19 protein-coding genes and 1 pseudogene are annotated in these 23278 nt (G+C 63.0%); 8 read left to right on the top strand and 12 right to left on the bottom strand.

What is annotated here, in order from left to right; all coding sequences use genetic code 11:
- Positions 1-27: 27 nt before the first annotated feature.
- The 4 genes from X268_RS09485 (at position 28) to X268_RS09500 (ending at position 3899) form a co-directional block, all read left to right on the top strand.
- Entirely contained in the window at positions 28-213 is a 186-nt protein-coding gene (locus tag X268_RS09485) for a hypothetical protein (RefSeq protein WP_128924694.1), read from the top strand.
- Between the two features lie 72 nt (positions 214-285).
- On the top strand, positions 286-879 hold the full coding sequence (locus X268_RS09490) for a DUF6647 family protein (RefSeq protein WP_128924695.1): 594 nt from the start codon (positions 286-288) through the stop codon (positions 877-879).
- Between the two features lie 233 nt (positions 880-1112).
- Positions 1113-2144 (top strand): methyltransferase, encoded by a 1032-nt coding sequence (locus X268_RS09495; RefSeq protein WP_128924696.1) that lies wholly within the window; start codon positions 1113-1115, stop codon positions 2142-2144.
- Between the two features lie 225 nt (positions 2145-2369).
- On the top strand, positions 2370-3899 hold the full coding sequence (locus tag X268_RS09500) for a serine hydrolase domain-containing protein (RefSeq protein ID WP_164937629.1): 1530 nt from the start codon (positions 2370-2372) through the stop codon (positions 3897-3899).
- Positions 3900-3978: 79 nt separating this feature from the next.
- Here the strand turns inward: X268_RS09500 and X268_RS09505 are convergent, their stop codons facing one another.
- Positions 3979-4896 carry a phosphatase PAP2 family protein gene (locus X268_RS09505; RefSeq protein WP_164937630.1) on the bottom strand — a complete coding sequence of 306 codons (918 nt, stop codon included), beginning with the start codon at positions 4894-4896 and terminating at the stop codon, positions 3979-3981.
- 422 nt (positions 4897-5318) lie between these two features.
- Between X268_RS09505 and X268_RS09510 the strand changes: the two are divergent.
- Positions 5319-5527, top strand: a pseudogene (locus X268_RS09510) (IS5/IS1182 family transposase); the annotation flags it as partial.
- A 69-nt stretch (positions 5528-5596) separates the two neighbouring features.
- Here the strand turns inward: X268_RS09510 and X268_RS09515 are convergent.
- The 4 genes from X268_RS09515 to X268_RS09530 all read right to left on the bottom strand — a co-directional run bounded on the left by X268_RS09515 (position 5597) and on the right by X268_RS09530 (position 9597).
- Positions 5597-5845, bottom strand: a complete 249-nt coding sequence (locus tag X268_RS09515) for a hypothetical protein (RefSeq protein WP_128924699.1) — start codon at positions 5843-5845, stop codon at positions 5597-5599.
- A 294-nt stretch (positions 5846-6139) separates the two neighbouring features.
- Positions 6140-6724, bottom strand: a complete 585-nt coding sequence (locus X268_RS09520) for a DUF1254 domain-containing protein (RefSeq protein WP_128924700.1) — start codon at positions 6722-6724, stop codon at positions 6140-6142.
- Positions 6721-7299, bottom strand: coding sequence for a DUF1214 domain-containing protein (locus X268_RS09525; RefSeq protein ID WP_128924701.1), 579 nt, complete (start codon positions 7297-7299; stop codon positions 6721-6723). The genes X268_RS09520 and X268_RS09525 overlap by 4 nt, the downstream gene beginning before the upstream one ends.
- 9 nt (positions 7300-7308) lie before the next feature.
- Positions 7309-9597 (bottom strand): transglycosylase domain-containing protein, encoded by a 2289-nt coding sequence (locus X268_RS09530; RefSeq protein ID WP_128924702.1) that lies wholly within the window; start codon positions 9595-9597, stop codon positions 7309-7311.
- Between the two features lie 293 nt (positions 9598-9890).
- On the opposite strand from X268_RS09530, the gene X268_RS09535 reads away from it, so the two are divergent.
- Together X268_RS09535 and X268_RS09540 are read left to right on the top strand one after the other, a co-directional pair.
- Complete coding sequence (locus X268_RS09535; protein WP_128924703.1) at positions 9891-10406, top strand: YcgN family cysteine cluster protein; 516 nt, start codon at positions 9891-9893, stop codon at positions 10404-10406.
- Between the two features lie 156 nt (positions 10407-10562).
- Positions 10563-12146 carry an MDR family MFS transporter gene (locus tag X268_RS09540; RefSeq protein ID WP_128924704.1) on the top strand — a complete coding sequence of 528 codons (1584 nt, stop codon included), beginning with the start codon at positions 10563-10565 and terminating at the stop codon, positions 12144-12146.
- Positions 12147-12149: 3 nt separating this feature from the next.
- Here X268_RS09540 and X268_RS09545 read toward each other — a convergent pair whose 3' ends face one another.
- The 7 genes from X268_RS09545 to X268_RS09575 all read right to left on the bottom strand — a co-directional run bounded on the left by X268_RS09545 (position 12150) and on the right by X268_RS09575 (position 21922).
- Positions 12150-14648 carry a GAF domain-containing sensor histidine kinase gene (locus tag X268_RS09545; protein ID WP_128924705.1) on the bottom strand — a complete coding sequence of 833 codons (2499 nt, stop codon included), beginning with the start codon at positions 14646-14648 and terminating at the stop codon, positions 12150-12152.
- Positions 14649-14746: 98 nt separating this feature from the next.
- Positions 14747-16381 (bottom strand): thiamine pyrophosphate-requiring protein, encoded by a 1635-nt coding sequence (locus X268_RS09550; protein ID WP_128924706.1) that lies wholly within the window; start codon positions 16379-16381, stop codon positions 14747-14749.
- A gap of 109 nt (positions 16382-16490) precedes the next feature.
- Entirely contained in the window at positions 16491-19421 is a 2931-nt protein-coding gene (locus tag X268_RS09555; RefSeq protein ID WP_128924707.1) for an ATP-binding protein, read from the bottom strand.
- A 147-nt stretch (positions 19422-19568) separates the two neighbouring features.
- Positions 19569-19796 (bottom strand): putative quinol monooxygenase, encoded by a 228-nt coding sequence (locus X268_RS09560; RefSeq protein WP_245477944.1) that lies wholly within the window; start codon positions 19794-19796, stop codon positions 19569-19571.
- Entirely contained in the window at positions 19793-20047 is a 255-nt protein-coding gene (locus X268_RS09565) for a hypothetical protein (RefSeq protein ID WP_245478016.1), read from the bottom strand. Before X268_RS09565 ends, X268_RS09560 begins: the two co-directional genes overlap by 4 nt.
- A gap of 47 nt (positions 20048-20094) precedes the next feature.
- Positions 20095-21108 carry an aldo/keto reductase gene (locus X268_RS09570; RefSeq protein WP_128924708.1) on the bottom strand — a complete coding sequence of 338 codons (1014 nt, stop codon included), beginning with the start codon at positions 21106-21108 and terminating at the stop codon, positions 20095-20097.
- 52 nt (positions 21109-21160) lie between these two features.
- Positions 21161-21922, bottom strand: coding sequence for an alpha/beta fold hydrolase (locus X268_RS09575; RefSeq protein ID WP_245477828.1), 762 nt, complete (start codon positions 21920-21922; stop codon positions 21161-21163).
- Positions 21923-22261: 339 nt separating this feature from the next.
- Here X268_RS09575 and X268_RS09580 point away from each other — a divergent pair, with 339 nt between their 5' ends.
- Positions 22262-23197 (top strand): helix-turn-helix domain-containing protein, encoded by a 936-nt coding sequence (locus tag X268_RS09580; protein WP_128924709.1) that lies wholly within the window; start codon positions 22262-22264, stop codon positions 23195-23197.
- Positions 23198-23278 lie beyond the last annotated feature (81 nt).

Below are 23278 nucleotides of genomic sequence, written 5' to 3' on the forward strand. Positions count from 1 at the left end.
AAAACAGCCCAGCTTGGACACACCGCGATGAGCACGATCCACGGGACTACTGAGTTTGGACCGGCAACCGCAAGGCGGCAGTATTACAGCCCGCTCAAAGCATATTGGGATCCGTTTTGGGAGTGGCGCAAACGCGAAAGGCTGCAAACGCAACTGTATTGCCTGACGGACGGCGAACTTATGGACAGTGGCGTCGGCAAGCGGATGCTGTAGTTCCAGCCATTCAATTGCTGACCGAGGGTATTTGAAGAGATCTCTATTCCGAACAACATCTAGGATAGGGTCATGTTCAAACGATTCCTTTTGATCGCGGTAGTTGCCTCTCTCACGTTGGCGATATCCCCAAGAGTTCATTGTGAGTATGCTTTGGAGCGCAGCACGTCCACTGGGCCGCGTTCTGTTTCTTCGCATTCTGATGCGGATCAACCTCCGGAAGAACTTTTGAATGATATTGTGGCTTGGCTCTCATCAAATTTTGACCTGCCTGCCATCAAAGATCGTCCTGCCATTGAATTTACATCGAGGACGGAGCTTGCGAGGCTGCGTGCAAGGGACCTTGGTTCTTCGCAAAGCTTCATGGGAAACGATAGGCAAGTAGCTCAGCGCGATGTTGTCGCACTCTACGACAACAATACGAGTACGATCCTGCTCCCTGATGATTGGGCTGTGGCTTCGCCGACGGACCAGTCGGTGCTGGTACACGAAATGGTCCATCACCTTCAGAATCTAGGAAAGCTCAAATTTGAGTGCCTGCGGGCGCGAGAGAAGACGGCCTACCTGGCTCAGGCTAAATGGTTAGAGCGGTTCGGCCTGAGCCTGGAGAAAGAGTTCGACGTGGACATGTTCACGGTGCTGATTTCTTCAGCATGCATGTATTGATCGTGGCCGGTCGATTTTGGTCCCTGCTCGACAATGGTTTTCCGAAGGAGCGAAAAGCTAAAGTGTCGTGCGTACGAACATGAATTTCAGCGGGTTGACCAATGACCAAACACTTGGTGGTCCTTGCAATTATATTGGCGATCCTGGCGATGGCGCGGGGGCAGCAGAGTCAATTTGTACCGCTACCAACAGGACCACTGCCAGCGGCGCTTGTTCCGTGAGAATTCATTGTCATGGCAGACCCTAAGCCGACAACATCGCAAGTTGTTCCGCCCCACATTCAATTGATCCAGATGGGCCGGGCCCACATCGTCTCAAGGGCCGTCTACGCCGCGGCCAAGCTGGGGCTGGCCGATCAGCTCGCATCCGGACCAAAAAGCGCCATCGAGCTTGCTGGTCCCATGGACGTGCACGCGCCTTCCTTGCACCGATTGATGCGTACCCTAGCGAGCCTTGGCATTCTAGCCGAGCGACCGGAGCAGCGTTTTGCCCTGACCGATCTGGGCGAGGCGCTGAAGACCGGCGCGCCGGGCTCAGCAAGATCATCCGTGATTTTTTCCGGCAACCCCTCTCTGAGTGGTTGGGACAATGTGGTCTATTCTGTTCAAACTGGCAAAACCGGTTTTGAGAAAGCGCGAGGCCTCGCGTTCTTCGACTATCTCGCGCAACATCCCGAGGACGCGTCGCTGTTCAGCGAGATGATGGTCGGCCTCAACGACCAGGAGCCTCCAGCCGTCGCCGCCGCTTACGATTTCTCGATCTTCCAAACCATTGTTGACGTAGGCGGGGCCACCGGCAACATGCTGGCGGCCGTACTTTCCCGTCACGCCGGGCCGCGCGGCCTCCTGTTCGATAGGCCGCATGTCGTGAAAGACGCGCCGACGTTGCTTGATGCCAAAGGCGTAAGCGATCGGGTGACGATCCAGCCCGGCAATTTCTTCGAAAGTGTCCCCGACGGGGCCGATGCGTACATCCTTTCGCACATCCTCCATGACTGGGACGAAGACCAGTGCCTTGCGATCCTTAGCCACGTCCGCAAGGCGATGAAGCCAGCCGGTCGTTTGCTGATCGTCGAAATGGTGCTGCCATCCGGCGATGCGCCGCATCCGGGAAAAATACTCGATCTCACGATGCTCGTACAAACGGGGGGTCAGGAACGAACGGAATCCGAATACGCGTTACTTTTGGGCAAGGCTGGTTTCCGCCTGACGCAGGTCGTCCCGACCAGTTCAGCAGCGAACATTCTGGAAGCCGTGGTGGCTTGAGTGCGAGTGGATGTTTGGTTGAAGTCCGGTTTGGGTCAAAATGCGAAGAACTCAAGTTGAGCAAATATGATCTGCTCTGGTTGGATGAGCGGACCTCCCGCAGACGAAACGCAACTTCGGAGATTGGCCAACAGGGACATTTATTCGGGCTCGCTTCCAGTCGGGTTCCATCCTAGGATAGCATGTAAACTTGGCTACAACCGTGAGGGCCGAATGCGGACCGGAATGCTGATTGTTGCCGTGGTCGTTGCGAGTTTGAGAGCATTTGGTTCGTTCGCCGCCGCGGCTGAAAATCAAGACACCCAGGAAGTCCTCTGGCCCACAAAGTCCTGGCAGACTTCGAGCCCGGAAGAGCAGGGGATGGACTCAGCCAGCTTGGCTCGGCTCGTAGAGGCTGTCGGCACCTACAAACAAGACAGTCTTACGATCATTCGCCACGGAAGGATCGTGGCCGACGTTTACTATGCTCCCTATGTCCCCGGTGTCAGTCACGATTTGAGGTCCGTGACTAAGAGCGTGGTGAGTACGTTGACTGCTATTCTGCTAGAGAAAGGCGGTCTTGATAACGTCGATCATTCGGTGGTCGATCTATTTTCAGACAAACAAATTCAGAATATCGACGCCAGAAAAAAGGCGATGACGGTTCAAAACCTTCTCGACATGACCTCGGGCATCGAATGGGTCGAGAAGCTTTATACGCCGGGCGAGACTATCATGAAGATGTACGATAGCGCCAATCGCACAGCCTTCGTCCTGAACCAACCGATGGCCGACGCGCCTGGCTCGACTTTCCAATACAATAGCGGCAACCCTTATCTTCTCTCGGCGCTCATCACCAAAAGGACCGGACAGAGCGCATTTGAATATGCAACGAAGGAGTTGTTCGAGCCGCTTGGAATCAAGAGCGCCAAATGGGGCAAGGTGGATGCGCAGGGCGTGACGGACGGCGAAGCGGGGCTCTCCCTATCTCCCCACGACATGGCCAGGATCGGGTATCTCTACCTACGCAACGGACGATGGGAAGGAAGGCAAATCATCCCGTCATCGTGGGTCGAGCGAGCGAAATCCGGGCCAGTCGCTGCAACATTTGGATTCCATTATGGAAATTTGTGGTGGTCCTATCCCGAGAAGGGCGCCTATATGGCACGGGGCCGTCATTCGCAATTGATACTTGTGATTCCCAAATTTGATATCATCGTTGTTATGACCGGCTTTCTGAATGACACCGAATTTTATTCGGCCTCGTCATTGATCGACGATATTTCCAGCGCGGTTAGATCTGATCAGCCGTTGCCCGACAATCCAGTCGCACAAGCGTTATTGGCCAAGGCAGTACATCGCGCCGCGGAGGAGAAGCCTTACGCCGTCGTCAACACACCCGAATTGGCCAAGGTAATCTCCGGCAAGGTCTACAGTTTCATTGACAACAAGCTACGTGTGAAGAGCTTCACCCTTAACTTTTATGGTTCGGACTCGTCATGGGTTATTACAACCTATGGCGGCAATGGGAACAACCGGTTTTCGGGGTTGGTTGGACTAGACGGCCTCTATCGAAAAAGTCCTCCGGCACCCTACGGCATCAACGCCGCAAGGGGGCGCTGGACCAGCGAACATACGTTTGTGATGGAGCGCCGGATTTTGGGCCACAGCGAAACCCAAACCTGGGCGCTGACGTTCGACGGCGACAAAGTGACGGTGAATTTCGAGAACACTGATGGACTCAAGGCGGAGCTGCACGGCGAGCGAAGTGAATAAATGCAACTGAACCGAAGTCGGTTCTGGGCCATAAGCGGACTTGTCCGCTAAGTGGAGCGGTATCACTCACACGCCTCGTTCAAACGGTCGCAGATTGGGTGAGTACATTCGATCCTGATGTGGAACGAACCGAGAGTTGTGCGACTTGGAGCGCCGCACAAATCGATGCCGCGGCCACGAGGATGCCTGCAAACACATCGATGAAATAATGCCCTCCGAACAAAGGTGTCGCGAAGAGTATGTCGGCTGAGCATGTCACTACCAATGGCCGTATCCACCGAAAGGTCCAAAGCGCCCAGCACGACAGGACAGGAATGGCAGCATGCAAACTCGGAAAAGCGATGATGCCACCGATCGAGGTCGAGTTGAAGAGGCGCAACGAGCCGTCGCGCACCAATGGCAATCGGTCAATTTGGGCAACGTATCCGCTGGGATTGAGCTTTGAGAGATCCGGAGCGATACCGTACTCGTAATATGTGCCCATGGCTGGCACCACGGCAGAAACAAGGACGATAAGCACGATCATCAATATGGAGGCAAACACGAATTGCTGTAGGCGGACATGCTGATGAGCAAGGCTGAGTGCAATCGGGATCACAAGCGCTGGCCAAGTGACTAAACAGTTGTACCCATAATCCAGGTACGGAATGAGCGACGGGTGCGCATAGACGTAAGCCTGATAAGCCTGCCAGTCGAGCCCAAGTATCCGATCCAAGTTTGCTAGGTTCCGATCTTGCAAAGGGAGGTTGAGACTCGCTACGATAAAGCTCAGATCGGCCGCTATAATGGATAGCCACGTAAAGAGCGCCATCACACCCAGAATGTAAGAGAGCCGGATCCAGCGCATCGAAAACGCATAATGTGCCGTTAGGGCAACTCCGGCCGTCGTCGCAAACTGTACCGCAAAGTGCTCATCGACGTGTATCGAGAAGTTGGTGGTCGCTAGACAGATCGCTAGCAGAACCGCAAGGACGGCAAGTGAAGTCCAGTTGACCAAGTAAAGTTTCCGGGCCGTCCGCCTTTCAATTTCACACATAACGCCCGCACTGCTTGCACCCATTTATCGCAGGTTGCGAGATGCATATATGCACGCACAAGTTAGAAAACCGTTACAACAATCTTAGGTTTATGCGGACCCCGATTGTTCCGCTGGCTTTGCCAGCCAGCACCGAGAGGGGCGACAAATGAAATGATCTTGGAAATGGAGCGCGCAGAATGCTCAATTTTGGATGCGACGCTGCAGATTCCGCTTCGGGTCAAAATGCGAAGAACTCAGCACGCGCAAAGCAGGTCGGCTCAGCGCCGCTAAGCGGACCTTCACTGAATCGTGTATCGCCGCCTCGCTGATGGGCTAGACGCAGAACTGGCTCCGAATGAAGAAGCCGCTGCTCGAGGCGGCCCCGTTGCCGAAAGCTCCCGGCAATGCTGCTTGCCGACCGTGGCTATGACGCGGACTGGATCAGGGAGCTTGCCATGAAGAGAGGCGCGTCGAACGGTTCTTCAACAGCATCAAGCAATGCCGTCGAGTGGCGATGTGCCACGACAGGCTCGAGGGAAACTACCTTGCCTTCGTCCAACTCGCATCCATCCGCTTATGGCTGTCCGCGCGTTATGAGTCCGCGCCCTAGATCGCATCGCGCTTTAGCCTAGGTCTCGGCCTTTGGCGCGACAGCGGAGCGCGGCGTCACTTCGCAGAGCTACTGTCGTGCCGCGCCGCTGGCTCCGGGGATCTGTCCCCCGAACTTTGACGGGCCGGTGCCGCTGACGCTCGTCGGCCCGCCGGCCGTCCCATTCGGGTCAGTCCTGGCCGCGGTCCGGCCGGGGCCGTGCATCATGTTCATTGAATTGAACCATCCGTGGTGGTGATGGCGTTTGGCGCTGTGGGCCGAGGCATAGCCGGTCGAGCAGGCCAGCAAGATCGCTAAAGCAAGCGTCGCTGTTTTCATCTGGGTTTCCTCTCTGATTGAGGAAACTGCAGGGGCAAGCGACTTGTTCCAAGGCTACGTTTCAAGGCTGCGCCGATCTGGAAGCTGGAAGCGTCTCTCAAATGTCGGTCACGTCGACGGGACGCTCCGCGCCGCCTGTCCACATGATCAAGCTGACGGCCGCGCAAAGCATCAGATCCTACAAATCGGGGCGCCCGGCCGAAAAGAAATAGTCTCGTGATTTCAACACCCCCGCTACTGTGCATGGGGTTGTTTTCGCAACTTTCTTGTTTGGCACTGCCGAAACCGCCGCGCTCAGCGCCGTCCGCGCGGCGCCTCTGCCTTCGCCGGCGGCTCGGTCTGGGGCGCGCAGGTCGCAGCCTGAAGCGAGCCTTGCGCCTGTGGCATCAGGCCGGGCTCGGGGGCGAGCGCCTTCATCAGGATCAGGCCGGTCGTGGTCGGGGAGTCGATGATCAGGCGGTCGGCCGCAGTGACCTCTTCGTCCTCGGGCAGCTCGTTGTGCTGCGCTTCCGTCATCAGATCGAGCTCGATCACCTTGCGGCCCGCCGAGCGGTCGTTGATGGCGTAATAGGCGATCTCGTTGCGGGTGTAGAACGATACGGACGTATAGGCCTGGCTCACCGGCACGGTCAGCTTGAGCGGCCCGTTGGTCAGATCATAGCGGCAGATCGCGAGCGCGAAGGCCGGGTCCATAAACGGCATCGGCGAGGTCTGCGGATCGGCGAGGGGAAGCTGGGTGACGGCGTTCACCTTCGTCATCGGCGTCAGTCGCGAATAGGCGTCCTGCGTCGCGATCCGCGGCAGCGCCAGCACGCTGACGAGATGGACGACGAGGCCCAGGACGATGCCGGCAACGATGGTGAAGGCGAGGCGGATCATGAGCAGCCCACCGTCGAGATGCTGGGCATCGGCGCGTCGCGCTGGGTGCGCGTCGCGACGCCGACGGGGGTATCGTAGAGGCGCAGCATCAGCGCGTAGCGCTCGATGCCGCCGGTCGGCAGCCAGTTGCCGGCGCGCGAGCGCGAGGCGATGCGGATCTCGAACGAGCCGTCGGACTGGCGCACGATCTCCTGGCTGGTGAAGCCGTAGCGGGCAAGCGAATTGGCGACGAGGTGGCCCTTGCGGTCGTAGAGCGTCAACGTCCAGAACCGCGCCGGCGGCGTCACGCCGGAGACGATCACGTCGCAACGGCCGTCGAGCGCCTTCTTCTTGTCGTCGGTGGTGGCGGTGAAGGCGACGCCGTCGCCGGTGCCGATCGGCAGCTCGCCGTTGCGCACGATGGTGGCGCGCGAATAGGGATCGACGTCGGCGGTGCCGGTGCGCGGCCGCGCGGTCCAGGCGCCGATGGTGAGCGCGCCAATCTCGGTGCCGCGCGTCGTCGTCATCCAGGTCGCACCCAAGCCGACCGCGGTGGCGAGCAGAAGGGCCGTCAATGTGATCAGGATCAGCCGCACGGGTTTCGATCAGTTCTTGCGCGGGGCGGAGGCGTTGGCGTTCTCTTCCGCATAGTTCTGCGGGAAGGCGAGCGCGCTCGTCGCCGGGGACGGCTTGGCCGGCATGGCGTCGGCATCGGCCGATTTCTTTGCAGTCTTGGCCGCGTCATCGAGCAGCTTCTCGACCCGCACCAGGATGTCGGCGCCGCGCTTGGTCAGCACCGGCGGTGGACCCGGCTTGGTCTCCAGCACCTTCGGCGCTGCGTTGGCCTGGGCGTTGGCGACATGCTGCGGCGGCAGCTTCTGGCCCATGCCGATGCCGGGGATTTCCCGGACCTCGACGCCCTGATGCGCCGCGACCATGATGTCGTGCCAGGTTTGCGCCGGCAGCGAGCCGCCGGTCATGCGGTTGGTCGGCGAATAGTCGTCGTTGCCGTACCAGACCGCGCAGGTGAAATTCCCGGTGTAGCCGACGAACCAGGCGTCGCGATACGCGTTGGTCGTGCCGGTCTTGCCCGCGGTCGGAATGCCGTCGAGCGCCGCACGGCGTGCGGTGCCTTCGCTGACGACGTGGCTCATCATGCCCGCCATGTCGGCGGCAACGGAGGGAGGGATCGCCTGCCGTGGCTTCGGGCCGTCGCGGTCCCAGCGCCAGACGAGGTCGCCCGCACCGGTGCGCACCTCCAGCACCGAATGCGGCGTCACCGCCTTGCCGCGGTTGGGGAAGGTCGCGTAGGCGACCGCGTGCTCGAGCACGGTGACTTCGTCCGAGCCGATCGGCAGCGACGGCGTGTCGGGCAGCGGCGCCTTGAGGCCGAAGCGGCGCGCGACTTCGACGATCTTGGCGCGGCCGATCTTGGCGGGGTTCGGCGCCTTCGGCTGCTCCTTCTGGCCGATCGCGATCGAGAGCTTCACCGGCACCACGTTGATCGAGCGCGTGATCGCCTGCGTCAGCGTCACCGAGCCGGAATAGGAATGGCCATAATTCTGCGGGCACCAATTGCCGATGCAGACCGGGCCGTCGACCACGATCGAATTCGGCGTGAAGCCGTTCAGGAGCGCGGTGGTGTAGACGTAAGGCTTGAACGAGGAGCCGGGCTGGCGGTAGGCGTCGGTGGCGCGGTTGAACTGGCTGGCGCCGTAGTCGCGGCCGCCGACCATGGCGCGGATGCCGCCGTCGAGATCGGCGACGACGGTCGCCGCCTGCGTCGCGTGATAGTCGCGGCCGAACTGGCGCAGCTGGTTCTCGACCGCGTCTTCCGCGGCCTTCTGCACGTTGGTGTCGATGGCGAGGCGAACCACGAAGACGCGCTCGGTGTACGACTTCGGGAAGGTGTCGACCAGCTTGCGCATCTCGTCGAAGGCGTAGTCGAGATAATAGTTCGGCGATGCCTCGTCGCGGCGGTCGACCGCGAAGGCCGGGTTGCGGCGGGCGCCGAACACCTGGCCCTCGGTCATGAAGCCGGCATCGACAAGGTTGTCGAGCACGACGTTGGCGCGGGCGCGGGCGGCGGGCAGGTTGATGTGGGGAGCGTATTTGGTCGGCGCCTTGAACAGGCCGGCGAGCATCGCGGCCTCCGCCAGCGTCACGTCGCGCGCGGATTTGTTGAAGTAGAAATGCGCGGCGCCGTCGACGCCGAAGGTGCCGCCGCCCATATAGGCGCGGTCCAGATACAGCTTGAGGATCTCGTTCTTGGTCAGGCGCCATTCCAGCCAGACCGCGAGGAAGGCCTCGTTGACCTTGCGCTCGATGGTACGCTCATTGCTCAGGAACAGGTTCTTGGCGAGCTGCTGGGTGATCGAGGAGCCGCCCTGGCGGACGCCGCCGGCTTGCGCGTTGGTGACGAGCGCGCGCGCGGTGCCGGCGATGTCGATGCCGAAATGCTCGTAGAAGCGGCGATCCTCGGTGGCCAGCGTCGCCTTGATCAGCACGTCGGGAAAATCTTCCAGCGGGATCGAGTCGTTGTGCTTGATGCCGCGGCTGCCGATCGGGCTGCCGTAGCGGTCGAGGAAGGTCACCGCGAGATCGGACTTCTTCAGCCAGTCCTCGTCCGCGGTCTCTCGGAAGGCGGGAATGGCGAGGGTGAGCATCACGACCAGGCCGCCGAGCCCGAGGGTTGCGGCCTCCGACAGCGGCTCGATGAACACCCAGCGCTTCCAGCGCCCGACATAGAACCGGTCCATGAAGGTCGAGTAGCGCTCATAGAGCTCGCGGATGCCCTTGGCCGAGGAGAACAGCGAGGAGTCGATGCGCGCATCGAGATCCAGGAAGAAATTCCGGACCCTCTGCTTCCAATGCGGTGGTATGATCTGGCGCACCTAGAACCCTTGAGGCTCGCTTCGAAAGCGTTCAAGCACCCGGCCGGGGCGGCATCGAGACGTCTTGGGGGAATGTTGCGGCAAACCCAAGGCGCCCGGCCAGCATCCGAGGGACTTGCTGTTCCTTCTAGCCGAGCGGGGCCCATAAACCAATGGTCACGCTCGCGATTTTGAACAACAGGCCTAATTGACCCCGGTTCATTACGGGCCGTTTGGGCGGGCTGCTTGCACCACCACGGCCACACGCCCTAGATGACTTTAGCCGTAGCTCTTTCGAATCTTTGTTGAGGCGCATGACCGCAGCTCCCAAACGACCATCAGGCCAGGAAGGATTCTTCTGGAAAACCAAGACGTTGGAAGAGATGTCGGCGGGCGAATGGGAAAGCCTGTGCGACGGCTGCGGACGCTGCTGCCTGAACAAGCTCGAGGACGAGGACACCGGGCATATCTATTTCACCCATATCGGCTGCAAGCTGCTCGATGGGGCGAGCTGCGCCTGCAAGGACTATCCGAATCGGTCCGACAAGGTTCCGGACTGCGTCCGCCTGACGCCGGCCAATGTCCGCACCCTGAACTGGCTGCCGCCGAGCTGCGGCTACAAGCTCGTCGCCGAGGGGCGCGATCTCTATTGGTGGCATCCGCTGGTCTCCGGTGATCCCAGCACGGTGCACGAAGCCGGCGTTTCCGTGCGCGGCCGGGTGGAGGGCAGCGAGGAGGAGATCCCGGACGAGGAGCTTGAGAACCACATCGTGCAATGGCCCGCCGTGCTGCCGAAACGAGCCCGCCTGAAGCGACGCCCGAAGGACTGAGCCGCCGCACGCAGCCGATCAATTGTCCGGGATGGCCCGGGGGCGGGATGCACCCATGCGCCGCGGTGCCTGCCTGGGAAGATCTTTGCTGTCTACATTGGGCTGTATAGAACGAATCCTTTGCGGCGTTGCGCCGCCACACGACGTCCGAGCGAGATGAACAAGTTCGACCGGCGGAGCAGTTCTGCCGACATCCAGACTTTGCCCGACGACATCGCCGAGGAGCTGTCCCGGCTGCCGAGCGAGGTCATCAGCGTCGATGACGCGCCGTCCATCGCGCCGCCGGCGCCGCTGTCGCAGGACGAGGTCCGCACCATCGTCATCAGCCTGATGCTGACGATGTTCCTGGCGGCGCTCGACCAGACCATCGTGGCGACCGCACTGCCGACCATCGGACGCCAGTTCCAGGACGTCTCCAATCTCTCCTGGGTCATCACTGCCTATCTGCTCGCCTCGACCGCTGTCGCGCCGGTGTTCGGCACGCTCAGCGACATCTACGGCCGCAAGGCCATGATCATCACTTCGCTCAGCCTGTTCGTGGCGGGCTCGGTGCTGTGCGCGATCGCGCCGAACATGCCGATGCTGATCCTGGCCCGCGGCCTTCAGGGGCTCGGCGGCGGCGGCATCATGCCCGTCGTGCAGACCGTGATCTCGGACGTCGTGAGCCCGCGCGAGCGCGGCCAGTATCAGGCCTATTTCTCCAGTGTCTGGATGGTCGGCGGCATCTTGGGCCCGGTCATCGGCGGCGTGTTCGCCGAGCATCTGCACTGGTCGATGATCTTCTGGATCAATCTGCCGCTTGCGGCCGCGGCGATCGCGCTGTTGCTGCCTAAGATGAAGAAGATCCCGGTGTTCCACCGCAAGCGCAAGGTCGACTGGCTTGGCGGCGTGCTGCTGATGGCCTCCGCGGTCGTCTTCATGCTGGTGCTGACCTGGGGCGGCACGCGCTTCGCCTGGCTGTCGCCGACCGTGCTGGCGATGGTGGGCGGCGCCCTCGCGCTCGCGGTGACCTTCGTGTGGCACGCCCGGCGGGCCGACGAGCCGTTCCTGCCGCTGCCGCTGCTGACGGGATCGGTGGCGCCGTTCGCGCTGACGGCCGGCGGCTGCGGGCTCGGGGCGATCACCGGCCTCACCGTGCAGCTCCCGCTTTATTACGAGTCAGTCTATCATTTGAGCGCAAGCGAGGCGGGTCTTGCGCTGATCCCGCTCGCCGCGGTTTCGACCGTCGGCGCGGCCGTCGCCGGCCGTACCATGGCCCGTGCCAAACACTACAAGCGCGTCGCCATCATCGGCACCTCCTGGGCTGCGCTGTGCGGCCTCGGCCTCACGCTCACCACCTTGCCGCTGTGGGGTCTGTTGACCCTGATGGCGGCGTTCGCGCTGGGGCTCGGCACCACCTTTCCGGTCTGCGTGGTCTCGCTGCAGAACTCGGTGGCGCGCCCGCAGGTCGGCACCATCACCGGCGCGATGAACTTCTTCCGCTCGCTGATGTCTTCGTTCACGGTCGCGGCCTTCGCCGCGATCCTGCTCATTGCGCTCGGCATCGACGTTCCGCTCGCCGGCGAGCATCACGCCGCAGGCAGCGTCGCAATTCCCGCCGACGACATGCGGCATGCCTTCCGCTACGTGTTCGGCGCCGCCACCGCGCTGATGACCACCGCCGCGCTGTGCCTGATCGCGATGGAGGAGCGGCCGCTGGCCGGCCCCTCTGCGAAGCAGCCCGTCGAGATGGCGGAGTAGGGCTCAGCCCGTACCATCCGGAAAGCTGATCATCCGCGGCAGCAGAATCGTGAATTCGGTGAACTCGCCAGGCTTGGTCGCGACCTCGATCGTGCCGCCATGCTGCTTCACCACGATGTCGTGGCTCATCGACAGTCCGAGGCCGGTGCCTTCACCGGCCGGCTTGGTGGTGAAGAACGGATTGAACATCTTCTCCTTCACCTCGTCCGGGATGCCGGTACCGTTGTCGCGAATGCGGATCTCGATGTGATCGCCGCGGTCGCGGGTCGCGGCGGTCACGACCGGCGCGTAACCGGCCGCCTCGTTCTCCGCCTTGCGCTTGGCGACGGCATGGAATCCGTTCGAGATCAGGTTCAGCAGCACCCGCGTGATCTCCTGCGGAAACACATCGGCCGAGCCCGCGGCCGGATCGAGATCGCGTTCGAGCGTCACGTCGAACTGCGGCTTCTCGGCCCGTGCGCCGTGATAGGCGAGGTTGAGGCTTTCCTCGACCACCGCATTGATGTCGCTCAGGCGATGCTCCCCGCCGCCCCCGCGCGAATGCAGCAGCATATTCTTGACGATGGAATCGGCGCGCCGGCCGTGCTGCACGATCTTGCCGAGATTGTCCTTCAGGAGTCCCGTGATCTCGTCGACCTCCGCTCGAACGTCGTCTGCGAGCGTGACCGGCGCGAGCACCTCGTTGAGCTCGTCGGTCAATTCGGCGGAGAGGGAGGCAAAATTGTTGACGAAGTTGAGCGGGTTCTTGATCTCGTGCGCGATGCCGGCGGTGAGCTGGCCGAGGGACGCGAGCTTTTCGGTCTGCCCCAGCCGGTCCTGCGCTGCGCGCAAATCGTCGAGCGATTTGGCGAGCTCCCGTGTGCGGTCCTGCACCTCGTTGAACAGGCGCGTATTCTCGACCGCGATCACGGCCTGGTCGGCGAAGGTCTTGAGCAGGTTGATCGCCTTGTCCGGGAAATGACCGGGCTCCCGCCGCGTGACCGCGATGGTGCCGATCGCGACGCCGTCGCGCAGCATCGGCACCACGAGGATGCTGCGATAGCCCCGCGTCCGCGCCAGCTCCTTCATGGCCTCGGTGAGGTCGGGCTCGCTCTGCATGTCGCTGCGGAAGGCATATTCTCCGCTTCGGGCCACCCGGCTGTGAATGCCTGACGAGGACAGCGGCGTCGGGAAGGAGCTGAGCAGGTCGGCATTGCCTGCTTCATTGTCGGTGGTGAAGGCGGCCAGATGCAGCATGCCGTCGATCGCGCGGGTGACGGTGGAGGAATGCCCGCCGATCAGCGCCTTGGCGCTGTCCGAGATCGCCTGGAACACCGGCGTGACGTCGGCCGGCGAGGCCGCGATCACCTTGAGGATGTCGGCGGTCGCGGTCTGCCGCTCCAGCGCCTCCCGCGTCGCATTGAACAGGCTGACATTCTTGATCGCGATTACGGCCTGGTCGGCGAAGGTCTGCAGCAGCCGCACGTGATGCTCGGCGAACGCACCGGTCGCCCGGCGCGTGGCGATGATAATGCCGATGGCCTCGCCCTCGCTCATCAGCGGCGCGAACAGCATGCTGCGATAGCCGCGAGCGCGCGCGATGTCGCGCGCGGCCGGCTCGAGCTCGGTGTCGGGCAGTTGCGCGGCCGCTCCCTTGGCGACGAGCTGATAGGGCGGAAACTGCGCGAACGGCACCGGGAACGAGGCCTGCAGCACGCGATCGCCGGCCGGGTCGGTCGGCGTGAACGCGGCCAGGTGCGCGGCGCCGTCGACATAGCGCAGCACGGCGGTGGAGAAGCCGCCGATCAGCCTGTTGGCATTGGCGGCGATCGCGTCGAACACCGGCTGCACGTCGGATGGCGAGGCGGCCATCACCTTCAGGATGTCCGCCGTGGCGGTCTGGCGCTCCAGCGCCTCGCGCGTCTCGTTGAACAGGCGTGCATTCTCGATCGCGATCACGGCCTGGTCGGCAAAAGTCTGGAGCAGCTGCACGAGATCGGGCGCGAACGCGCCTGTTACGGCACGGGTGACGCTGATCATGCCGACCGGCGTGCCGCGGTTCATCAGCGGCATGAACAGCACGCTGCGGAAGCCGCGCAGCCGCGCCAGATTCCGGTTCAGCTCGGGGACGTCGGCAGCCTCGCTGTCGGGAAACTGGATGGTCTCGCCGTCGCGCACGAGGGCAAAGGTCGGGAAGTCCGCGATCTTGCGCGGGAAGGAAGCCTTCAGCCCTTCATCCGCCTCCGGACTGGTGGGCGTGAACGCCACGAGGTGCAGCTCGTCGCCGATGAACTGAAGCACGGTGGCGGAAAAGCCGTCGAGCAGGCGCTTGGAGCTGGACGCAATCGCCGCGAACACCGGCCGTGCATCGGAGGGCGAGGCTGCGATCGTGCGCAAGATCTCGGCGCTGGCATTCTGGCGATCGCGCGCAATCGCCAGCGCACTGCGCAGCTGCGCGTTCTCCGCTGCGGCCGACTGCAATCGGCGCTCGAGTTTCTCGGTTTCGTCGGAAGGGGCGGTCATTTCTCATCCGGCTCGATGCCACGACAGGCGTGGCACCTCGGCGGATTATCACATCTTCCGCGGCCGGTGCCAGCGCCTGCGGCTCAAGCCCGGCCGTCTCACGTGCCCGGCCGCGACACTTCGGTCTCCTTGCTGGTGATGAACTCCAGCAGCACCGGGATGCCTTCCCTTGTCTTCTGAATGCCGCGCTTGATCGCAGGGATGATGTCCTCCGGCCGCGTCACCCGCTCGCCATAGCCGCCGAAGGCGCGCGCCATTGCGGCATAGTCGCCGGAGATGTCGGTCGAACGATATTTCTCGGTCGAGACCGGCATCACCTTCAATTCGATCGCCATCGAGAAATTGTTGAGCAGGATCGACATGATCGGGATGCGCTCGCGCACCGCGGTCTCGAAATCCATGCCCGTGAAGCCGATGGCCGCATCGCCCCAGACATTGATGCAGAGCTTGTCGGGTTTCGCCAGTTTCGCGCCCATGGCAAGGCCGAGGCCGTAGCCGAGCTGCGTCGTCTTGCCCCAGCCGAGATAGGTGAGGGGTTTTGTCGATTTCCAGAATGGCGAGAGCTGGTCGCGCGGGCTGCCGGCATCGTGGGTGATGATGGTGTTGTCGATGTCGACGGTGTGCTGCAGGTCCCACAACACGCGATAGGGGCTCAAGGGCGCGTCGTTGCTGGTGAGTTTTGGCATCCATTTCGGGAGCCACTCCTTGTGCGAAGCGGCGATCTCGGCTGCGACAGCCGATGCATCCCGGTCCGCGCTGACGGTCTTGTCAATCTCCTCGAGCAGCGCGTCCAGCACGAGGCCGGCGTCGCCGACCAGGCCGATCTTGGCCTCGACATCCTTGTTGAGATGGTTGGGATCGAGCGTGGAATGGATGATGGTCTTGCCCTTCGGCATCGCGATGCCGAAATTCGTTTCCGTGAACGAACAACCGATGCCGAAGATGAGGTCGGCTTCTGCGAGGAACTTCGGCACCGCGCGCGGCACCGCGAGGCCGCCCGAGCCGAGCGAGAGCGGATGGGTTTCCGAAAACGACGATTTGCCGCCGAGGCTGGTGGTGACGGGGATCGCCAGCCGCTCGGCGAGCCGTTTCAGCTGCGGCCAGGCCTGGGCGTAATGCACGCCCTGGCCGGCATAAATCACCGGCCGTTTTGCATTCACGAGCAGGCTTGCGGCCTCCTTTACATGCGCGGGGTCGGCGCCGTAACGGGTGCGCAGCACCGGTGTGTAGTCGAGCGGCTCCGGCACCTCCTCGTTCCACATGTCCGAGGGGATCTCGACGATCACGGGCCCGCCGCGGCCGTTCTTCAGCCTCGTGAAGGCGCGGCGGAAGATGTTGGCGACTTCAGCGGCCAGGATGATCGGCTCGGACGATTTCGCGAACGGCTTCATCGCCTCACTGGAATTGAAGTTCGGCTCGATATGCGCAAGCCGGCGCTGGTAGCCCATCGGCAGCACCAGCACGGGAACGGATTCGCCAAAACACTGCGCGACGCCGCCCATCGCGTTCTCTGCGCCCGGCCCATGCTGCATGCAGAATGCGCCGATCGAGCGCCCCGACGTCACGCGCGAGATCGCGTCCGCCATGTGAATGCCGACGCGCTCCTGCCGCACCATGACGGGGCGGATCTCGACTTTGGCCGCATGCTCGATCAGATGGTTGACCGGATAGCCGCAGAGGATCTCGATGCCCTCGCGCCTCATGATTTCTGCAATGGCGGTGCCGAGCTTCATGGCGTCTCTCTCCCTTCAGGCTCGGCCGGTTGCTCCGGCCGGTTGGGCAAAGAGGATCAGGAATTCCAGGAAGCGTAAAGCGTACGGGGCGAGTGTGGCGGTAGGCCAGCTATGCACCGCGAGCGTGCGCCGGCTCCGGCTGGCGAGAGTGGCCGCGGCCGAACGTTGTCCGCCCCACGGGCTGCAGCAGGCGCCTGGCAGCAACGAGATCCGGCGTTTCGAAGCCTTCGGTGAACTCGTCATAGATCGGGGCGAGCAGTCGGATGGCCTTGGGCCCGCGACCGGTCTCGATCCAGTGCGCTGCGAGATCTGTGGCGATCCGCAACTGGAATGTCATCGCGCCTATGGCGCGCGCTTCCGCGAGCGCCTGCTGCAGGTGCTTTTCGGCGCGCAGCGGCTCGCCGGCGCGGGAGAGGATCGATGCCTCGACCCGTTGAAGTTCGGAACGGCACCAGCGCTCTCCCTGGCGTTCCTGATGGCCGATGGCCCGCGCGACGGTCTCGCGCGCTTCCGCGATCCGCCCTTGCCGCAAAAGCGCGCGGGCGAGGACGGCGAGATAACTGCCGATCCGCATCAGGAATCGGCATTCGATCAGTTCATCGATCGCTGCTCGAATGTCCTCCAGCGCGCGCGGATCGCCATGCAGATCACGAAGGCAAGCGGAAAAATAGCGCTCGACCGGAACCCAGCGCGAGATGCGCTCGCGTTGGAGGTTACGACGCAGGCGTTCGGTGAAGCTCTCGAGGGCATTCAGATCGCCGGTTTCGAGCGCGACAGGAAGTGCGGCGAGCCCTAGTGCATTCGACTGCGACACCCAATGGCCACTGCGATCCGCGGCGTCGACGGCATCGCGGGCCAGCCTCGCTGCGTAGTCGGCTTGCCCTTGCATCCACGCCACGAAGGGCAGGTTGAAACGGACGGTGATGAACCGGTAGACTTCGTTTGCATCCCTGCGCGAACGGCCCTCGGCCAGGGAATAGGTTGCCGCGAGACGATCGAGAACGGGGCGGCTCTTGGTCAACTCGCCGGCAAAGGCGCGCGCCCAGGCCAGTGCCCGATCGGCCTCCGACGTTGCCGTCAAATCGCGGTCGCGGTCGGCTAGCTCCGTTGCCTCCTCGAGACAAGTGATGGCGCGCGGGACCTGGCCGATCTGCAACAGGTAAAAGGCAAAACCGACCAGCGCGCGCTGCCGATACTCCAGGTTGCCGGCCCGCCTTGCAAAGGCGATGGCATCGAGCCAGGCGACCTCGTTCTCATTCGACATCTTGCGGGCGTAGAACAGGCTCCATCCGAGGGCACAGGCGAGCTTTGCCTTCGACAGATCGTCGCACTCGATGGTCTTCGCCAAGGCGAGTGCGTCCTCCAACCGTGTCTGCGCTTCCGACAGGATCGAGGTTTCCGACCACAAGGTGATCGCCGCAACCGCCAGCCTGATTCCGAGGGCGGCATCGCCTTCCGCGTCGAATGCCCATGAAAGAGCGGCCCGCAAGTCGGCGATGCGGCCAAGGTAGCGCTGGGTCCAATCGGCCGGCTCACGCCAGTTCCACTCCTCCTCGGATCGCTCGAACAGCGCGAGGACACATTGCGCATGACGGAGGAGCGCACGGTCGCAGGCGGGATCGGTCTGGCGTCGCTCGGCCGCATAGCGCCGTGTGCTGTCGAGCAACCGGTAACGAACGGTCGCTCCGCCGGCCTGTGTGCTCAAGAGCGACTTGGCGACGAGGCTACCGAGGCCGGTGACGACGTCGACGGGAGTGAGCCCCGCCACCTCCGCAACGAAAACCGCATCCTCAGCTTCGAACCCGTCGCGGAACACCGACAGCAGGCCGAACAGCCTGGCCTCCTTCTGTGACAGCAGCCGGAAGCTCCAGTCGATCGTCGCCATCAGGGTCTCATGGCGCGGCGGGGCGCCCTCGGCGCTGGCGGCGCGAAAACCGAGGTTCTGATCGAGCAGCGCCACCAATTGGCGAGGATTGAACGCGCCGATCTGGGCTGCCGCCAATTCGATGGCTAGCGGAAGGCCGTCAAGCGAACGGCAGATCGAGCCGATGGCCTCGCAATCATCATCGACGAAGCGATAGTCTGACCATTCGGCGGCGCGGCGGACGAACAGCTGCACCGCCGGAAATGTCACGGCCTGGTCGACGCTCAGGGTGCGGCCGGGTTTCGGTGAGGCCAGCGCGCCAAGCCGCACGATGTGCTCGGTGGCGGTGCCAAGCGGTTCGCGGCTCCTCGCCAGCAGCCTGGACGGCGATGTGTCCGCCATGAGCCTGCCGGCGAAGATCGTGGCGGCGGGCAGCACATGCTCGCAATTGTCCAGGATGAGCAGCATCTGCCGCGGCCTCAGAAAATCGAGGGCCGCAGCCAGACCGTTGTCCGTATTGCCCCTGATGCCCAGTGCCGTTACCAGCGCCGCGCCGAACAGCGTCGGATCGGAGATCGTGGCGAGATCGACGAAGCAGACGCCATCGCGGCACCGCGGCGCAAACGCCTGGGCGACCGCTACGGCAACCGTCGTCTTGCCGATCCCTCCCGCCCCAACCAGGGTCACGTGCCTGTTGTCGGCCAATAGAGCGGCGATGTCGACGATGTCCGCTTCACGACCAACGATGCCGCGCAACAATGGCAGCCTGGACGAGGGGACCGGATCGGTGAGCGCAAGATCGTCCTCGATCTCGCCGATGCTGATTTGCACGTCCGCGATGAACTTGTACCCGCGGCGCGCCACGGTCGCGATGTAGACGGGCTCGGTCTGGGTATCGCCCAGCGAGCGCCGCAAGCTCCACATGTTGACCTTGAGATTGCTGTCGTGGAGGAAGGTGCCCGGCCAGGCCGCCGCCATCAACTCCGTCTTGGTGACCAATTCGCCCCGGCGCTGCACCAGCAGCTGCAGAAGCTCGAATGCCCGCCCGCCCAGTTTGACGGGGCGTCCGTCGAGAAGCAGCAGCTGGCGGTGGGGGACTAGTTGAAAAGCGCCGAAACAGTAAGTGAATTCCTGTCGGCCTGTGCCCCGTTGTCGTGTCTCCGTGGCAGCCCGCATTGCTCATTGCCAATCGATCGATGAGATCGCCTTGCAATTATCATGCGCTGCGAAATTGTGGGAGTGAGCTGTTCTGAATTCGCACGATTGCGGCGGGGGATTTGCCCGCAGGATGGCTGCGACAAAACCGCTCGCAGGCGGTGCCGGCTATTTCTTGGGAACGCCAAGAACCACCATGCGCATGACCTCGACGCCGCCATCGGCGAGTTCCGGAAGCTTGGCGAACCAGTCCTTCACGTAAGGCATGGCGTTGTGCGCGTCGAAATCGGCCTGGTTGGCGAACACCTCGTAGAAGACGAAATGACCGGGTTTGGCGCGGTCTTCCTGGAGAAAATAGACCAGGTTCTTGGGATCGCCGCGGACCAGATCAATCAGCGGAAGCGTGGCCGCACGTAATGCGTGGCCCGCTCCATGTTCTGGACCGTCAGCCCAAAATGCTGGACACCCTGGAGCCGCGCGCCGAGCGGCACCTCGTTGGGCGCGGCCGGCGACACGCCGCTGTCCCGCGTCGCGGCCCGCACATCCGTCGCTGTCCCGGCGACGAGGCCAGTGACGACGGCTGCGCCGGCTGTCTGCAGCAGGGTGCGGCGGCCCATGTCGGTGGCGTTGTCTGCTTCGTCGGTCATGTCGTTCTCCTTGGTCGTTCGGTGGAACCTGCGGTGCTCTCGCGATCTCAATCGGCGGCGGGCAGCGGAGCTGCGGGATTGACGAGCCCTTCCGAACGGAGCTCGCGCCAGAAATCGGCGGGAACGGCTTCCTCGAGCGCGGCGCGATCCTCAGCGATGCGACTCGGGCGGCTCGCACCGGGAATGACGGCCGCCACCACCGGATTGGCGAGCGCGAACTGCAGGCCTGCCGCCTTCATGCTGATGCCATAGCGGTCGGCGATCGCCTTCATCCGCGCCACCTTGTTGAGGATTTCCGGAGGCGCCGGGGCATATTCGAAGTTCGGGCCGCCCACGAGTGCGCCCGAACTGTAGGGGCCGCCGACGACGATCGCGAGCTCGTGTTCCGCCACCATCGGCATCACGCGCTGAAGCGCCCTTGCGTGGTCGAGCAAGGTGTAGCGGCCCGCGAGAAGGAAGCCGTCGGGACGCGGCTCATCGAGCGCGAGCAGCAGCTCGATCGGCTCGACCCGGTTGACACCGAGTCCCCACGCCTTGATCACGCCCTCGTCGCGCAGCCGGTCGAGCGCCTTGAACGCGCCCTTGCGTGCGCTTTCGAACACCGAGAGCCACTCGTCGCCGTAAAAGTCCTGCGCGACGTCATGCACGAAGACGATATCGACAGGGGAGGTCGGGAGCCGCTTCAGACTGTCCTCGATCGAGCGCAGTGCCGCGTCCCGCGAATAGTCGTTCACGATCCTGTTCGGGCGGCCGTATCGGAAGACGCCGCCCTTTTCGCCGAGATCGCGGGCACTGACATCCTCGACCTCGTCCAGGATCAGTCGCCCGACCTTGGTGCTGACGACGTAGTCACTGCGCGGCCGGCCGGCGAGCGCGGCGCCGATGCGGATCTCGGCAAGCCCTGCGCCGTAGAACGGCGCAGTGTCGAAATAGCGGATGCCATCGTCCCAGGCCGCATTCACTGTCGCGAATGCTTCCTGCTCCGGGATGTCGCGGAACATGTTGCCGAGCGGCGCGGCGCCGAAGCCTAATTGTCCCGGCAGAATATCTTTGAGGGCCATGTTGCGAGTCCTTGGGTGACAGCCATTATCATCCGTGCGGGGTACGCCGATCTCAGTCGGTTGCGGAGGTGTCCGCACTTCTGATGAAGGCCGCGACCTCACGCGGATGCGACAGCATCACCGCGTGGCTGCTTTTGATCTCCGCCACTTTCGCGCCCGAGCGCTTGGCCATGGTGCGCAGTAGGCTCGGAGGGATAATGTGATCCTCCATCGTCACCATGTAGTAGGTCGGCTTTGTCTTCCAGGCCACGCGCTCGACCTTGGTCTGCACCGCCTGCAATCCAAACGGCAATTGCGCCGCAGCCATGAAGCGGGTCGTGGCCTGGTCGACACCGGCGGCGAAGGAGGTCGGGAATTTATCGCGCTCGACGAAGAGATAATTGCCCTCAGTGACCAAGGGACCCTTGTGCTCGCCGGGCGGCACGGGGGCTTCCGACAGCGTGGCGACCGACTCCCCGGCCTCGGGCGCATATGCCGCGAGATAGACCAGGCTACGAACCTTCGGATTGTCGCCGGCTTCCGTGATGACCATTCCACCATAGGAATGCCCGACCAGAATGACCGGATGCCGCGCCTTGGCGATCACGCGCTCGGTCTCCGCGACATCGTCACGAAGCGAGATCGTCGGCTGCTGGACCACGAGCACTTCATAGCCGGCCTTGGAGAGAATGTCGTAGGTGTCCTTCCAGCCCGATCCGTCGACAAAGGCGCCGTGGACGAGAACGATGGATACGGTCCTCTCGGCCGCGACGGCGGTGGCGACTTGGGCTGTTGCGATCGACATCGCAGCAAGCGCGGAGATGAGCAGCTTCATACCAGACTCCATTATCGATACGGCGGCATTGCCGTTGATGAGCCCACCACTAGCTCGCGGCGGCACTGCGGTATTTCCGATTCCTGCGCGATGACCGACGCATCTTGCTCATCGCGGCGAGATCAGCTCTTCCACGTCATCGAACGCATCGTCCAAGTCCTTGGCTCGCCTGCGTTTTACTTCTTTTAACCGCGCCGCCTCTGGACTTCGCCATCGCTGCTTGGGAGAAATTCGCGGTCGGCGTGGCAAGGACCGGGGCTGTAACTCAGCACCAGACGCAGTGATCGCTCGCCGGCGATGCGGGGGCCGGGATTCGCCGCAACTGAAGCGGAGGTCGTGATGGCGCTCGTGACGCACGGAGATCAGAAGTATCAGAACAGCGAGAAGCTCGCGGCGGCGAGCGACTGGCCGGGGCTGGCCATCGAGCATCGCAGGTTCGAGGCGGGGCGCCAGGCAACGCCCGTTCCCACCTGTACCGAAATCGTCATGGTGCTGTCAGGCGGCGGGATGGTCTGCCGCGCCGGCAACGGCGAAGTCCAGAAGAGCTTCGCGCGGCCGGGCATGAGCTACCTCGTTCCCGTAGGGACGCAGGAGAGTCATCTCGAACTTTCCGACAGGATGGAATGTCTTCATCTCTATCTTCCCCCGGCGCTGTTGGACCAGAGTGCGCTTGCGGACTTTGATATCGATCCCGCAAAGGTCGAGATCGCCTACGCCCATGGTCTGGCGGACCAGGTGCTGTTCCACATCTGCTCGCCGCTTCGCGACCTGCTTCATCGTCCCCGGCAGCCGACCGACGCGCTGTTCGTGGAGGGAATCCAGGTCGCGCTTGCTGCGCATCTTCTCGGCAATTATACGATCGACCGCTGGCGCGCGCCCGAAAAGGCGCCATCGCTCGATCCGCGACGCCTTCAGCGCGTGCTCGACTATATCGAGGCCTCTCTCGGCGGCGATATCAGGCTCGAGGATCTGGCGGCTCAGGCCTGCCTCAGCCCCTATCATTTTTCGCGGCTGTTTCGCGAGGCGACCGGACTGTCGCCGCACCGCTACGTGACCGATCGCCGCGTGCAGGCGGCGCGGCACGAACTTGCGCGCGACCGTCTGTCCCTGGTCGAAATTGCCCTGGAGTGCGGTTTCGGCTCGCAGGCCAATTTCACGCGCGTGTTCCGCAAGGCCGCCAGTCTCACGCCGGGGCAGTATCGCGAATTGTGCTGCGGCCAGGCCGACGTGACGAGCGATCGTTTCGATACGGCACTCCGCAGGGATTGCGCATGATTCCGCAGGAATCGGGAATACGGTTCAGCGTCTATCAGGCAGTGCTGTTGTACCGACGAAGTCCGCTAGGAGACATATCCT

This window comes from Bradyrhizobium guangxiense (genome assembly GCF_004114915.1).
Lineage (GTDB): Bacteria > Pseudomonadota > Alphaproteobacteria > Rhizobiales > Xanthobacteraceae > Bradyrhizobium > Bradyrhizobium guangxiense.

Bases quoted from the DNA above. Each gene is read 5' to 3' on its own strand.
- X268_RS09545 (WP_128924705.1), bottom strand. From the start codon at position 14,648: ATGACCGCCCCTTCCGACGAAACCGAGAAACTCGAGCGCCGATTGCAG.
- X268_RS09580 (WP_128924709.1), top strand. From the start codon at position 22,262: ATGGCGCTCGTGACGCACGGAGATCAGAAGTATCAGAACAGCGAGAAG.
- X268_RS09500 (WP_164937629.1), top strand. From the start codon at position 2,370: ATGCTGATTGTTGCCGTGGTCGTTGCGAGTTTGAGAGCATTTGGTTCG.
- X268_RS09495 (WP_128924696.1), top strand. From the start codon at position 1,113: ATGGCAGACCCTAAGCCGACAACATCGCAAGTTGTTCCGCCCCACATT.
- X268_RS09515 (WP_128924699.1), bottom strand. From the start codon at position 5,845: ATGAAAACAGCGACGCTTGCTTTAGCGATCTTGCTGGCCTGCTCGACC.
- X268_RS09535 (WP_128924703.1), top strand. From the start codon at position 9,891: ATGACCGCAGCTCCCAAACGACCATCAGGCCAGGAAGGATTCTTCTGG.
- X268_RS09540 (WP_128924704.1), top strand. From the start codon at position 10,563: ATGAACAAGTTCGACCGGCGGAGCAGTTCTGCCGACATCCAGACTTTG.
- X268_RS09555 (WP_128924707.1), bottom strand. From the start codon at position 19,421: ATGCGGGCTGCCACGGAGACACGACAACGGGGCACAGGCCGACAGGAA.
- X268_RS09520 (WP_128924700.1), bottom strand. From the start codon at position 6,724: ATGATCCGCCTCGCCTTCACCATCGTTGCCGGCATCGTCCTGGGCCTC.
- X268_RS09565 (WP_245478016.1), bottom strand. From the start codon at position 20,047: ATGACCGACGAAGCAGACAACGCCACCGACATGGGCCGCCGCACCCTG.
- X268_RS09550 (WP_128924706.1), bottom strand. From the start codon at position 16,381: ATGAAGCTCGGCACCGCCATTGCAGAAATCATGAGGCGCGAGGGCATC.
- X268_RS09570 (WP_128924708.1), bottom strand. From the start codon at position 21,108: ATGGCCCTCAAAGATATTCTGCCGGGACAATTAGGCTTCGGCGCCGCG.
- X268_RS09490 (WP_128924695.1), top strand. From the start codon at position 286: ATGTTCAAACGATTCCTTTTGATCGCGGTAGTTGCCTCTCTCACGTTG.
- X268_RS09575 (WP_245477828.1), bottom strand. From the start codon at position 21,922: ATGAAGCTGCTCATCTCCGCGCTTGCTGCGATGTCGATCGCAACAGCC.
- X268_RS09485 (WP_128924694.1), top strand. From the start codon at position 28: ATGAGCACGATCCACGGGACTACTGAGTTTGGACCGGCAACCGCAAGG.